At 72.4% G+C, this 13,960-nt stretch carries 9 protein-coding genes; 3 read left to right on the top strand and 6 right to left on the bottom strand.

What is annotated here, in order from left to right:
* Positions 1-83: 83 nt before the first annotated feature.
* Complete coding sequence (locus LPA41_RS39530; protein WP_229076628.1) at positions 84-4,286, top strand: FtsK/SpoIIIE domain-containing protein; 4,203 nt, start codon at positions 84-86, stop codon at positions 4,284-4,286.
* An 11-nt stretch (positions 4,287-4,297) separates the two neighbouring features.
* Here LPA41_RS39530 and LPA41_RS39525 read toward each other — a convergent pair whose 3' ends face one another.
* Entirely contained in the window at positions 4,298-5,146 is an 849-nt protein-coding gene (locus LPA41_RS39525; protein WP_229076627.1) for an NAD(P)H-binding protein, read from the bottom strand.
* 216 nt (positions 5,147-5,362) lie between these two features.
* Here LPA41_RS39525 and LPA41_RS39520 point away from each other — a divergent pair, with 216 nt between their 5' ends.
* Positions 5,363-6,334 (top strand): zinc-binding dehydrogenase, encoded by a 972-nt coding sequence (locus LPA41_RS39520; protein ID WP_229076626.1) that lies wholly within the window; start codon positions 5,363-5,365, stop codon positions 6,332-6,334.
* Between the two features lie 413 nt (positions 6,335-6,747).
* Here the strand turns inward: LPA41_RS39520 and LPA41_RS39515 are convergent, their stop codons facing one another.
* The 5 genes from LPA41_RS39515 to pgi form a co-directional block, all read right to left on the bottom strand.
* Complete coding sequence (locus LPA41_RS39515) at positions 6,748-6,996, bottom strand: hypothetical protein (protein ID WP_229076625.1); 249 nt, start codon at positions 6,994-6,996, stop codon at positions 6,748-6,750.
* A 602-nt stretch (positions 6,997-7,598) separates the two neighbouring features.
* Positions 7,599-8,621 (bottom strand): esterase family protein, encoded by a 1,023-nt coding sequence (locus LPA41_RS39510; protein ID WP_229076624.1) that lies wholly within the window; start codon positions 8,619-8,621, stop codon positions 7,599-7,601.
* Between the two features lie 66 nt (positions 8,622-8,687).
* On the bottom strand, positions 8,688-10,031 hold the full coding sequence (locus LPA41_RS39505; RefSeq protein ID WP_229076623.1) for a glycosyl hydrolase family 18 protein: 1,344 nt from the start codon (positions 10,029-10,031) through the stop codon (positions 8,688-8,690).
* A gap of 31 nt (positions 10,032-10,062) precedes the next feature.
* The gene (locus LPA41_RS39500) at positions 10,063-11,163 is read right to left on the bottom strand and encodes a winged helix DNA-binding domain-containing protein (protein ID WP_229076622.1); all 1,101 of its coding nucleotides are present in this window, start codon (positions 11,161-11,163) and stop codon (positions 10,063-10,065) included.
* A 21-nt stretch (positions 11,164-11,184) separates the two neighbouring features.
* Positions 11,185-12,816, bottom strand: coding sequence for a glucose-6-phosphate isomerase (gene pgi, locus LPA41_RS39495; protein ID WP_229076621.1), 1,632 nt, complete (start codon positions 12,814-12,816; stop codon positions 11,185-11,187).
* A 166-nt stretch (positions 12,817-12,982) separates the two neighbouring features.
* Here pgi and LPA41_RS39490 point away from each other — a divergent pair, with 166 nt between their 5' ends.
* Positions 12,983-13,723: a hypothetical protein gene (locus LPA41_RS39490; RefSeq protein ID WP_229076620.1), complete on the top strand. Its 741-nt coding sequence runs from the start codon at positions 12,983-12,985 to the stop codon at positions 13,721-13,723.
* Positions 13,724-13,960: the final 237 nt, after the last annotated feature.

Genomic DNA, 13,960 nt, shown 5'->3' with positions numbered 1-13,960 from the left:
CGGGGGCGCGCTGACGACGAGATCAACATCCACGGGGATGGATCGAGCGGCTAGCCTGGGCGAGGGACTGAGGCGAGGTGGTCGTGCACATCATCTATGCGCCGGGCGGCACGGGGCCGCCGGGGCCCGGCGGGTTCGAGGTCGAGGTGCGCCCGCGCAGCCGGGACGCGACGCTGGCAGACCTCTTCCGGACGCTCGGCGCGCCCGATCCCGGCGTCGCCTCGATCGACGGGCGGTCCGTCGGGACGGCGACGCGGATCGACGAGTCGGGGCTGCACGAGGGCGCCGTGCTGGCCGCCGGGCCGCCGCCGCCCGGGCGGGCCGGGCAGGTGCTCTACGAGGCGGTGACGGTCGGTGGGCTGCGGGCCGGTCAGGTGTTCCCGCTGGCGCCCGGTCAGTGGTTGGTCGGCCGCGGGCCGCAGGCCGGGATCCGGCTCGCCGACGACACCGTGTCCCGGGAGCACTGCCTGCTGACCGTGACCGCGGACGGCGTGGCCGTGACGGATCTGGGTGCGGCGAACGGCGTACAACTCAACGGGGTGAGCGTGCGCGGCCCCGCCCCGATCGCCGCCGACGACGTGCTCGGGGTGGGCGCGACAGCGTTCGCGGTGCGCCGCGTCAGCGAGGCGGACCGGCCCGCCGGCCTCGACCTGCGGCGGCACCTGGGGCGTGGCGGCACGGTGTCGTTCAACCGGCCGCCCCGGACCGCCCCGCCGCCGGAACCGGACGGCACGACCGCGCCCGCCGAACCCCGGGAACCGTCGAAACCGCACTTCAGCGTGGCGTCCACCCTCGGCCCCCTGGTGATCGCGGTGCTCATGGTGGCGATCACCAGGGACCTGCGGTTCGGCTTGTTCGCGCTGCTCTCGCCGCTGATCGGGATCGGGACCTACGTGGAGTCGCGGCGGCGCAGCCGCAAGGAGGCGGCCGAGGGCGAGGAGAAGTTCCGGACGGAGCTGGCCGAGCTCGGCGAACGGGTGGCGGAGTCCGGGACGGTGGAGCGCAACCGGCTGCGGCACATCGTCGCCGACCCTGCCGAGGCGCTGCGCCGGGCGGCGCTGCCCAGCACCCGGCTGTGGGAACGGCGGCCGCACCACGACGACTTCCTGCTGCTGCACGCCGGGCTCGCCGAACGGCCCTGGAAGCCGCCGGTGCGCACCGACTCCGGCCGGCTGCCGGACGCGGTCACCGAGCTGATCGACGCGGTACGCCTCCCGGCCGCCCCGATCGAGGTGGACCTGGGCGGCGGCGGCATCGTCGGGATCGCCGGGGACCGGGCCGCCGCGCTCGCCGTCGCTCGCAGCCTGCTCTGCCAGGCCGCCGTGCACCACGGCCCGGCGGACCTGACCGCCGGGGTCTTCGTCGACGACGGCCGCGAACCCGCCTGGGAGTGGTGCAAGTGGCTGCCGCACACCCGGCTCGGCGACGGCTCCGGGCAGTGGCTGTCGCACCGGCGTGACCGCAGCGACGGCATGCTGCGGCAGCTGGCCGCCGGGGGCGCCGCCGGCACCGCGCTCGTGGTGCTCGACTCGGAGGTGCTGACCGACGGCGTGCACTCGCCGGCCCGGGACCTGCTCAACGCCGCCCGCAACCCGGCGCCGGCGGCGTTCGGCCGGTCCGAGCCGGCGGTCCGGATCGCCGGGATCGTCCTCGCCGCCACCCCGGACCGGTTGCCGGCGGCCTGCGACACGGTCATCGAGATCACCGGGCCGGACGGTGACGCCACCGTGCGGCGGCCCGCCGACGGCACGTCCGTCACCGGGGTGCTGCTCGCCGGGCTGTCCACCGCGGACGCGCTGACCTGCGCCCGGAACCTGGCCCGCTTCGACGACCCGGAACTGCGGCGCACCGGTGCGGGACTGCCGGACGGCGTACGCCTGCTCCCCATGCTCGGCCTGGCCCGCATCGACGCCGAGGCGATCCGGGAACGCTGGCGCCGCGCCGACCCGGTCGCCCTGTCCGCGCCCCTCGGCATGACCGATCGCGGCGTGTTCACCCTCGACCTGATCCGGGACGGCCCGCACGGCCTGGTCGGCGGGACCACCGGCTCCGGCAAGAGCGAACTGCTGCGCAGCCTGGTCGCCGCCCTCGCCGCGAACGCCGGGCCGCAGCAGCTCACGTTCGTGCTGATGGACTACAAGGGCGGCGCCGCGTTCGACGAGTGCGCCCGGCTGCCGCACACCGTCGGCCTCGTCACCGACCTCGACGAACAGCTCGGCGAACGCGCCCTGCGCGCCCTGGAGGCGGAACTGCGGCGACGCGAGCGGCGGCTGCGGGAGGTGCGGGCCGACAACCTCATCGAGTACGTCCGGAGCGGCGCCGCCGAAGCCGAGCCGATGCCCCGGCTCGTCGTGGTGATCGACGAGTTCGCCACCATGGCCAAGGAGCTGCCGGACTTCCTGACCGCGCTCGTCGGGATCGCGCAGCGGGGACGGACCCTCGGGGTGCACCTGATCCTCGCCACGCAGCGGCCGTCCGGCGCCGTCAACGACAACATCCGCACCAACACCAACCTGCGGGTCGCGCTGCGGGTGCAGGACACCGCCGACTCGATCGACGTGATCGGGGTGCGGGACGCGGCCGAGCTGAGCCGGTTGCTGCCGGGGCGGGCGTACGTGCGGCTCGGGCCCGGCGAGGTCGTCGGGATCCAGACGGCACTTGTCACCACGACGTCCGGCGGCGGGGACGACTCGCCGGTGTCGGTGACGCCGTTCACCTTCGGCGAGGTCACCGACGGCGACGCCGGCCGCACCCCGCCCGCTGCCGACTCCGGCCGCACCGACCTGGCGCGTCTCGTCGACGCCGTCGCCGAAGCCGCCGCCGGCCTGCCGGCACCGCACCGCCCGTGGCCGGAACCGCTCAGCGCCGACATCGACCTGTCCACCCTGCCGCCGGCCGCCGGCCGGGCCGTCGCCGCGCTCGCCGACGACCCGGACCAGCAACGCCAGCACCCGGTCGGCTGGGACCCGGCCGAGGGGAACCTGCTGCTCTTCGGCATCACCGGCAGCGGCACCACCACCACGCTGATCTCGCTGGCGCTGAGCCTCGCGGTGGCCCGGGCGCCGGACGAGCTGGAGCTGTACGCGGTCGACTACGGCACCGGCGACCTGTCCGTTCTTGACACCCTGCCGCACACCGGCGCGGTGATCGCCGCGGACGACCGGGAACGCCAGGTACGCCTGATCCGGCACCTGCGCGCCGAACTGGACAGGCGCCGCTCCGGCGGGCCGCCGCGCCGGCCGATCGTCGTGCTGATCGACAACCTGTCCGCGATGCGCGCCGAGTTCGACGACGTGGAAGGGCTCGCCGTGTTCGACACGCTGACCCGGCTCTACGCCGACGGCACCGCCGCGGGCATCTGGTTCGCCGTCACCGCTGACCGGTTCAGCACCGTGCCGGCGGCGTGGACCTCGGTCACCACGCAGCGCTGGCTGTTCCGTCTGCCCGACCCCTACGACTACGTGCAGGCGGGGCTGACCCGCAAGGACGTGCCCGCCCGGGTGCCCGGCCGGATGGTCGCCCTCCCCGCCGGCCACCAGGCCCAGGTGGGCCGGCCGACACCGAGCGCCGCAGCGGTGGTCGCCCTGGTGTCCGCGAAATACCCGGACGCGCCGGTCGTGGCCGCCCGGATCGGTGTGCTGCCGTCGTCGGTGGCCGTCACCGACCTGCCCGTCCCGGTCCTCGACGGCGAACCGTGGCGGCTGCCGCTCGGCGTGCAGGAATCCGACCTGGACGCGGCCTCGCTCACCCTCTACGAGGGCGACCACGCACTGATCGCCGGACCGGCCCGGTGCGGGAAGAGCACGGCACTGCTCGCCCTCGCCGCCGTGCTGCGCGGGCGGGCGTACGTGGCCGGGGTCGGCGGGCGCCGCTCCCCGCTGCGCACGAGCACCGACCTGGACCGGTTCGCCGCCGCCGGGGGCGAGGCGGCCGCGCTCCTCGCCGACCTGCGCGGGGTCGACGGCCCGGCGGTCCTGCTGATCGACGACGCCGAGCAGCTGGACGACGCCGACGGGGCGATCGCCGGCCTCCTCGGCGCCGCGCGTCCCGACCTGCACGTCGTGGTGGCGGGGCGCTCGGATGCGGTGCGCACGCTGTACGGCCACTGGACGCAGACGGTGCGGCGCTCGAAGGCCGGGCTGCTGCTGCGCCCCAACATCGACCTCGACGGCGACCTGCTCGGCGTGACGCTGCCGCGGCGGTCACCGGTGCGGCTGGGCGTGGGCCGCGGCTACCTGGTCCACAACGGCGAGTGGGACATCGTCCAGGTCGCCCAGCCCGTCTGAGGGCACCCGTCTCAGCGGAAATCGGCCGCGTGATCCACCGCCCATTCCCGGAAGGATCGGGCCGGGGTGCCCGTGATGCGCTCCACCTCGTCGTTGACCGGCTCCGGATCGGTGAGCATCCCCACCTGGGCCGGCAACACGGCCTCCACCAGTTCCGCCGGGTACCCGGCGGCCTTCATACGCTCCACGGCCTCCTCCAGGGCGATCTCCTCGAACCGCACCGGCCGCCCGATCGCCTCGCCGATCAGCGCCACCTGCCGTTCCTGAGTCACCAGTTCGACACCGGTGATCAGGGGGCGGGCGCCGAGCAGGGTGCCGGTCGTCAGTGCCTCAACGGCGACCGCGGCGATGTCCGCCTCATGGATCAGCGGGCGAGCCAGCCCCGCCAGCGGCGCCCGGACCGCGGCGGTGGTGCGGATCTCCTCCGCCCAGCCCAGCGTGTTGCTCGCGAACCCGGTGGGCCGCAGCGCCGTCCACTCCAGGCCGGAAGCCTCGATCAGCCGCTCCAGCTCGGCGTGGAACATGGTGATCGCCTCGCCGGGCCGCTCCGTGCCCCCGACCCCGGCGGAGGACAGGTACACCACCCGCCGGGCGCGCTTCCCGATCGCGTCGATCACCTCCGCCGCGCCGTCGGCGCTCAGGAACGGCCACATCAGGAACACCGCGTCGACGCCGTCCAGAGCCATGTCCAGCGACGCGGGATCACCGAGATCGCCGCGTACCGCCCGCACACCCTCCGGGAAGTCCGCCGGTCGTCGTACCAGCGCCCGCACCGGCATTCCCGCCGCGTGCAGCCGCGTCACGACCGCGCCGCCGACATGTCCGGTCGCGCCGCTCACCAGAATCCTGGGCTGTGTCATCGGAAGTCCCCGTCCCGTCGTCGAGGACACGACTGTCGTACCTCAAGGTAGGTTGAGGTCAATCCCGGCGCCGATCCGGATCGCTGTGCGGCTTGACCTCATCCGAACTTGAGGTCGCATGCTTCGGCCGTCATGTCGGCGCGCGGCGATTCGGCCGTCACGTCGGTGAGTGGCGCTTCGGCCGTCACGTCGGTGAGTGGGAGTGGAGCAGGCGGTATGCGAGTGATTCAGGCGATCCGCTTCGGTGGTCCCGAGGTACTGGTGCTCGGCGAGGCACCGGAGCCGGTGGCCGGGCCCGGCCAGGTCGTGGTCGATGTGGCGGTGGCGGGCATGACCTTCGTCGAGACGCAGATCCGGCGCGGCACCGACAGATGGCATGCCGGTCCGCGGCTGCCGTACGTGCCGGGCACGCTCGTCGCCGGCCAGGTGAGCGACGTCGGCGACCAGGTCGATCCGGCGTGGCGGGGCCGGCGTGTCGTGGCGGGCACCGGCGGGACCGGCGGTTTCGCCGAACGGGCGGTGGCGTCGGCCGGGGAGCTGTTCCCGGTACCGGACGGCCTCGGCCTGCCGGAAGCCACCGCCCTGTACAGCGACGGCAGCACGGCACAAGGATTGGCCGAGCACGCCGGGATCGGCCCAGGTGATCGGGTCCTGGTCGAGGCGGCGGCGGGTGGGGTGGGTAGCCTGCTGGTCCAACTCGCCCGGGTGGCGGGCGCGCAGGTCGTCGGAGCCGCTCGCGGAGCCCGGAAGCTGGATGTGGCCCGGGACCTGGGCGCCCACGCGGTGGTCGACTACTCCGAGCCAGGCTGGACCGATCGGGTGCTCGAAGCGACCGGGGGCGCAGGGCCGACCGTGGTGTTCGACGGAGTCGGCGGCCGGATCGGGCGTGCCGCGTTCGAGGTGACGGCGCGCGGCGGGCGTTTCTCGGTGCACGGAGCCGCCAGCGGGGAAGCCACGCTCATCGACCCTGCGGAGGCCGGCCGCCGGGGCGTGCGAGTGCTCGACATCGAACAGCTCTTCGGTTTCGGGCCGCATGTGGTGCGGTGGGCGGAGCAGATGATGTCGCAGGCGGCGGCGGGACTCGTCCGGCCGGTCATCGGGCAGACCTTCTCGCTGGAGCGCGCCGCCGACGCGCACGCCGCGATGGAGAACCGCACCGCCGTAGGGAAGACCCTGCTGCTGATCTGAAGGCGGACGTTCGTGCCGTCCCGGCGTCCCCGAACGTCGGCCGGCCCGCGTGGCCCGCCCACCGCAGCCCACCCACCGAGCCCGCCCCATGCCAGACCAGCGCGGCCCGCCCACCGTGGCCGTTGCCGGGCATGCGGTGGCGCCGGCCGCGCCGCCTTGCCGAGATGTTGATCAGCTAGCGCTACGAAATCGGTGTGATCATGGGCTTGAAACCGCGATTTCGCATCGCTAGCAGATCAACAATGCCGCGCGGTTCACCATCTGACAGCCAGGTACGTGTCGGTGGGTTCTCCGGGCTGTGACGCAGGAGCCGGTGGGCGGCGCCGGGGGCCGCCCACCCTGTCTCGTGACCGCGGGAAGGCGAGCCACGCTGCCGTGCCGCTTCCGGCCCTGCGCCACCTCGCCCGGTGGCGTCAGCTGTCGTCGCGCGCGGTCGGCCATGCCCAGAACAGGCCGCCGACCAGGCCGAGCGCCAACGTTGCCGGAGCGGCTGCCACGGTGAAGACGAACGCCATGACCAGGTTGACCGGCAGGGTGGTGCCGCCGTCCGCAGACGTTGCGGTGAGGCATCCGGCGGCGACGAGGTAGGTCAGTCCGAGTCCGAGCGCCGCCACCCGGAGACCGATCAGGATTCGTTCACGGAAAAGTTGTTCGTCCCCCATCAGGTCAGCCTAGGGCGGTAGCGAAAGCTATCAATACCCCGCCGCAGAGGGCGAGGATCGCGACGAGCGCACCGACCACGGCGATCACCTGCCGATGATCAGCAGCCCCGGGGTCCGCGCCTGCCTGCGGATCCTCGTCAGCAACCGGCATGAAAGTCGATGCGGGAGCGACGGCGGCGGGAACGAAAGCGGCGGCCTCGGGGGCGGCGATCGTAAGGGCGGGAGCGGCGACCGGGAGTCGGGTGACCTGCGGGGCAGGGAGCGGGACGGTCAGTCGTGACGGGCGGCTCCGCGAGAAGACGACCAGGTGGCGATGAACCGGCTCGAGCGCAGGCCCGGACGGCGCAGGAGCGAGCGCGAGTCCGGACCCCGGGTGGGGCTCGGACCCGGGATGGGGTGGGCGGCCCCGGGGCAGGGCGATCAGGTGCCGGCGGGCCGGTGGGGTGGCGGGAGCCGGCGGCCGCGGTCCGGGCAGCGGGATCGGCATGGCCATTCCTCCACACTGGCACGCAGAGTGCTCGCTCCGACGCGCTCAGTGTGCCAAGTACCCGCCACCCTGCGACCGACCGCGGGTGAGGACCGGTGGAAGCCGGGCGGCGCGGTCAGGTCCGCTTGAGCCGGTCGGCGAGCCAGGCGACGGCCAGGGGGTACCGGTAATCGATGCCGCCGTGTGCGGCCGGGAACAGCTCGAAGGCGATCCGATCCTCGGGGAGACCGATTCTCATCAGGCCGTCCTTGAAGGCTTCGGCGCCCAGGTCGAGGAACCATTCGTCGCGGGTGCCGGCGTCGATCCAGACCGCGCGCAGGGAGCGCAGCGCCTCGGCGTGGTCGTCGATCATGCGGATCGGGTCCCAGGCCAGCCAGCGGTCCCAGAGTTCGGGGATCAACCGGCCGGAGCGCGGGTCGAACGGCAGCAGCGGCGCGCCGTCGGTGTCGGCGGAGAACGCGGCCGTGCAGCCCAGGAGCAGGGTGAGCGACATGTCGCTCTCCTTGGTGAAGGCAACCCGGGAGTTGAAGTCGGCCCACCACTTGTAGATGTCGTGGTCGTACTCGCGCAGCGCCCGGGCGGCTTTCGCGAACTCGTTGAGGTAGCAGTATTCGTAGAGGGCGTCCCCGGCGTGGGTGGCGAGCGCGCCGAACAGGTCGGGCCGCAGCATCGGGGTGATCATCGCGCCGAAGCCGCCGGAGGACTTGCCAGTGATGGCGCGCGACTCGCGGTCGGTGATCGTCCGGAAATGATCGTCCACCCAGGGGACCACCTCGTCGCAGAGGTACGAGTGGTAGGCGCCGGTCCCCGGTGAGTCGACGAACTGGGATCCGCCGTACGCCGTCCAGGCGTCCACGTAGACCAGGATGCAACCGGGCGCCTGATCCGTCGCGAACACCCGGTCGGCGGTCACCACGAACGGGTCGCGGAACGCCTGGCGGTTGCCCCACATCGCGACCTGGCCGGAGTAGCCCTGGATCACGTAGATCGTGGGGTAGCGTGCGGCCGAGTCCGCGTACCCCGGTGGGGTGTAGACCCAGAGCGGACGGATGTGCGGGTCGCCGAGCGGGTTGTCCCGCAGCAGGACCGAGTCGATGGTCTCCTGGTGCAGAGTTCCGGCGAGTTCACTGAACATCATCCGAGTCAACCACCTCCGGCGCCGTCCCGGGTCCATTGAGGAGGACCCGGGACGAGCCGGTGCCGATCAGCGGCCCTGGAGGGCTTTCACGGTGTCGCCGAAGGTCCAGCCCTTCGAGCCGTCCCAGTTGATCGACCAGGTCATCAGGCCCTTGAGGCCGGGCACGCTGTTCCAGGCCTGGCCGACCAGGGCGGGACTCATGTACCCGCCACCGGCGCCGGGCTGGGCGGGCAGGCCGGGGACCTGCTTGTCGTACGGGATCCGGATCGTGGTGCCCTGGATGGTGAGACCGTTCGCCAGGCACTGGGTCTGGACGGTGAAGCCCTGCGCGGCGCCGGCGGGGTACGAGTCACCGGAGCACCCGTACATCGAGCCGTTGTAGTACTGCATGTTCAACCACCAGAGGCGCCCGTTGTCCAGGTACTTCTTGATGATCGGCAGGTAGGAGCCCCAGATCGAGCCGTAGACGACGCTGCCGCCGGTGACGTACGCCGTCTCCGGCGCCATGGTGAGCCCGAAGTTCGGCGGCATCGCGGCGAGCACCCCGTCGATGATGCGGATCAGGTTGGCCTGCGAGGCCGACAGCGTGGTGATGCTGCCGCTGCCGGTGAGCCCGGTCTCGATGTCGACGTCGATGCCGTCGAAGTGGTACGCCTTCAGGATCGGCACGATCGTGGCCACGAACCGGTCGGCGACCGCGCTGGAGCTCAGGTCGATGCCGGCGGCCGCCCCGCCGATCGACATCAGCACTGTCGCGCCTGCCGCTTTCGCCGCGCAGATCTCGGCGGCGGTCGGCACCTTGACGCCGGCGTCCATGCCGTTCTCCCAGAGCACGGTGCCGTCGGACCGGATCACCGGGAACGCCGCCATCAGCACGTTGTACCCGTGCGAGGGGATCCTGCTGTCGTTGATCGGGATCCAGCCCATGCCGGGGTGCACGCCGTTCGCCGCGCCGTCCCAGTTCTCCCAGTAACCCTGCAGGACCTTGCCGGCGGGACGGCCCTTGACCGCGCAAGCGGCCTGACTCGCCGAGGGCGAGACGGACGGCGAGGCCGACGGCGAGACGGGCGGGGACGACGAGGGCGGGGTGGAGGGTGAGGTCGACGGCGAGGAGGGTACGGACGGCGACGGCGACGTGGTGCCGCCGGAGCAGGCACCGAGGTCGCGCCACAGGGTAGGCGTCGCGGCCGGGTTCCAGCCGGTCCCGGTCCACGCGGTGTGCGTGACGAGGGCCTGGTAGAGCCGGGCCTGGTAGGTCGCCTGCTGCCCCGCCGTGTACGCCACCCCCTCGGCCCAGACGGTCGGCGAGCACGCGACGGCTGCCGCACCGCTCGGCGAGAACATCGTCACGGACCCGGCCGCCACCACCAGCCCGGCCGTCAGGGCCAGCATCACGCGTCGCACTCTCATGCGCACATAGTGACATTCACCACCATGAATATCAAGGGTTCTTAACTATTAACGGGAGGTCTAAGTAGGCGGCGTACCCGGCCAGCGCCGCCTCGACATCGGCGTCCGGCAGCGTCGCGAACGGCGTCACCGTCACCGTGACCGCCTTAGCGCCGATCGTCCGCTTCCACGCGCCGACCACCCGCCCGTCCCGGACGATCGTGGACTGGAACACCCCGTTGCCGCCCGGCACGATCCGGGACAGCTGCTCGGTGGTGGCCATCATCGACCGGTCCTTGTAACCGAGCATGAACTCGTCGAAGCCCGGCAGCGCCCACCACCCGGTGACCGGGCCGGCGTCCAGCACCGCCGGGTCGGCCCACATCTCGTCACCCTGGACGTCCACGGCGACGAGCCCGGCCGCGGCGATGCCGGCCCGCGACTCCCGCAGGCCCAGACCCGTCCACCCGGCGAAATCCTTGACCGTCGCCGGGCCGTGCGACCGGAAGTACCGGCCGGCCAGGATCGCCAGCGCCTCCTCCCGCGACGACGGCGTGAACCGCTCCGGCACCCAGTCGTCGAGCAGGACGAAGGTCTGTTCCGCGCCGTCGTTCGGGGCGATGGCCGTCAACGAGCGCTGGGCGGCGTACCACAACAGGTGGTAACCGCGCTGACCGCTCACGTCGATGCCGCCCTCGCGGAGCGCGGCCAGGCAGGCGGATCGCGTCAGGCGGCCGCCGGCGCCGGTCAGGGCGGCGGCGAGCAACTCCATCGACCGGCCGGCGATCTTCTCGTCCAGGCCGAGGTGCGCCCAGCGGCGGGCCACCCCGGTGAGCTGCCGTACGCCGGTGAGGTCGAGCATCCAGTGCGCGTCAGCCGACGGTACGAGGTGGACCGTGCCCCGCATCGGCCAGGTCCGCACCACGGACCGGTCCTCGGTGGCCGCGACGACGTCCGGCAGGCGCAGATGCGGCAGGCGGGCGCCGAGCGACCAGAGCACGCTGTTCAGGTCCTGCGCCTGCATGGCGCCGAACCAGGCGACGACGCCCGGGACATCGCCGGTCGGATGAGGGCCGGACGCGCCGGCGCCCGCCGGCGTGGGGCCCAGTAAAAGGCTGGTGAGGCGAAGGCTCAGTGCCGCAGAGGAGTCCACGGCACCGAGCCTAGGAGAACATCACCGCCCGCGCGCTGCCCGGTACCGCTTGATCAGGGCGTTGGTCGACGAATCCGCGTCGTCGGCGGGCGCGGCGTCGGAGGTCAGCTTCGGCGCCAGCTGGCTCGCCATCACCTTGCCGAGCTCGACACCCCACTGGTCGAACGAGTTGATCTCCCAGATCACGCCCTGGGTGAACGTGATGTGCTCGTAGAGCGCCACCAGCTGCCCGAACGTCGCCGGCGTGAGCCGCTCCGCGAGAATCGTGGTGGTCGGGTGGTTGCCCTGCATGACGCGGTGCGGCGCCACCTTGGGGTCGGTGCCCTCGGCTTCAACCTGCTCCAGCGTACGGCCGAACGCCAGCGCCCCGGTCTGCGCCAGGAAGTTGGACATGAACAGGTCGTGCATCTCGCCGATGTCGTGGTTCGGCACGCTGAAGCCGATGAAGTCCGCCGGGATCAGCTTGGTGCCCTGGTGGATCAGCTGGTAGAACGCGTGCTGGCCGTTGGTGCCGGGCTCACCCCAGAACACCTCGCCGGTCTGATATCCGACCGGGTCACCGTTGAGGCGCACCGACTTGCCGTTCGACTCCATGGTCAGCTGCTGGAGATAGGCGGCGAAGCGGTGCAGGTACTGCGCGTACGGCAGGACGGCGTGCGACTGGGCGCCGAGGAACGTGTCGTACCAGACGTTGAGCAGACCCAGCAGCGCCGGCACGTTCCGCTCGATCGGCGTGGTGCGGAAGTGCTCGTCCACGGCGTGGTAACCGGCGAGCATCTCGGCGAACCGCTCCTTGCCGATCGCGATCAGCACGCTGAGGCCGACGGCGGAGGGCAGCGAGTAACGGCCACCCACCCAGTCCCAGAACCCGAACATGTTGTCGGTGTTGATGCCGAACGCCGCGACCTTCTCGGCGTTGGTCGAGACGGCCACGAAGTGCTTGGCCACCGCCGCGTCGTCGTTACCGAGGCCCTTGAGCAGCCACGTCCGCGCCTCACGGGCGTTGGTGAGCGTCTCCTGGGTGGTGAACGTCTTCGACACGATGATGAACAGCGTCGACGCCGGATCCAGGTCGTGGGTCTTCTCGTACAGATCGGTGGGATCGATGTTCGAGACGAACCGCGCCTCGATGTCGCGCTGCGAGAAGTCCTTGAGCGCCTCGTACGCCATCACCGGGCCCAGGTCCGACCCGCCGATGCCGATGTTCACGATCGTCTTGATCCGCTGCCCGGTGTGCCCGGTCCACTCCCCCGAACGCACCTTGTCGGCGAAGGCGCCCATCCGGTCCAGGACCTCGTGCACGTCGGCGACCACGTCCTGCCCGTCCACGACCAGCTTCGCCGACCGGGGCAGGCGCAGCGCGGTGTGCAGGACAGCCCGGTCCTCGGTCACGTTGATGTGCTCGCCGGAGAACATCGCGGTGATCTTCTCGCTGAGCTGGGCACGCCGCGCGAGCGCGAACAGGCCGGCCAGCACCTCGTCGGTGACCAGGTTCTTGCTGTAGTCCACGTACAGGTCGGCCACCTCGGCGGCGTAGCGCTCGCCACGCTGCGGGTCGCTGCCGAACAGGTCGCGAAGGTGCACGGCCGAGAACTTCTCCGCGAGCCCCTGCAGACCCTGCCACTCGGCGCTGTCGGAAACGTGTTCGCTCATCTCTCCCACTCCGGACCGTTAGCTACCACAACTCGCCCATCGTGGCACGGACTTCCGGCCGACGCGGCGAACTGCGCGCAAAGCGGATCCACATCTTGATCACAAAGCGCCCGCGCCCCTTCTTCCGGGACCGCACCCGGCACGTCGCCGCACCTAGGATGCGGGCATGACGCTGCGGCTGTCCGCAACAATCGCGCGGCACCGGCGACCGATCCTGATCACCGCAGCGCTGGTGGTCACGGCGGTGGTGGCCGCGCGGGCGCTCGGGGCCGACCCGGATCTGCTCGCTCCCTGGCTGTTCCTGATCCTGCTGGGCACCGGACTCCTGCACCTCGTGACGCTGGCGGCCCCGTCCGTGCGACGGCGCCCGGCGGCGTTCGAAGTGGACCACGAGGCCGTGCACACCCCGCGCACCGGCACGGTCGTGCTCGGCGGCGTGGCGCACCTGGCCGCGCTCGGCCTGACAGCCCTCTTCCCGGACGAGACCACCCCGATGGGCGTCCCGTTCACGCCGGCGACCGCGGTGCTGTTCGCCGGGTTCGCCCTCTACTGGCGAGCCCTCTGGTACGGCGTACGGCTCACGCTCACCCCGGACGGCCTGCGCAACGAGAAGTATGCCGGCACGGTCACCATCCCCTGGCCCGCGGTGTCCGCACCGCACCCCACGGACAGCACCCCGCTGCGGCTGCGCCTCACGCTCACCCGGCCCGACGTCGTCGAGGTGACCGGCTGGACGACCAGCCGGCGCACCCTCGAGTTCGACGGCGTGCCGGTCCCGTTCGTGGCCGCGGCGATCCAGCATCAGCTGAACCACCCCGACCAGCGCGCCACCCTCGGCGCCGGCGCCGCCGGCCCCCGGACCCAGACGCCGCCCGGCACGCCCAGCCCAGGAGCGGCCGCGCGCTGAACCCACGAGTCACCGCCTGCGCAAGCCGCCCGACGCACGGCCTCGGCAGGCTGCGCGCGGCCGGGCCCCGGCGGGCGTCCCCGCAGGCGTCGCGCCGCTTTCCCGGCGGCTCAGGCCGTCAGGCCGTCAGGCCGTCAGGCCGTCAGGCCGTCAGGCCGTCAGGCCGTCAGGCCGTCAGGCCGTCAGGCCGTCAGGCCGTCAGGCCGTCAGGCCGTCAGGCCGTCAGGCCGTCAGGCC

It is taken from the genome of Actinoplanes sp. DH11 (assembly GCF_020873875.1).
In the GTDB taxonomy this organism is placed as follows: domain Bacteria; phylum Actinomycetota; class Actinomycetes; order Mycobacteriales; family Micromonosporaceae; genus Actinoplanes.
Note: the sequence above shows the minus strand (reverse complement) of the source record. Positions and strands in the feature narration are given on the sequence as shown.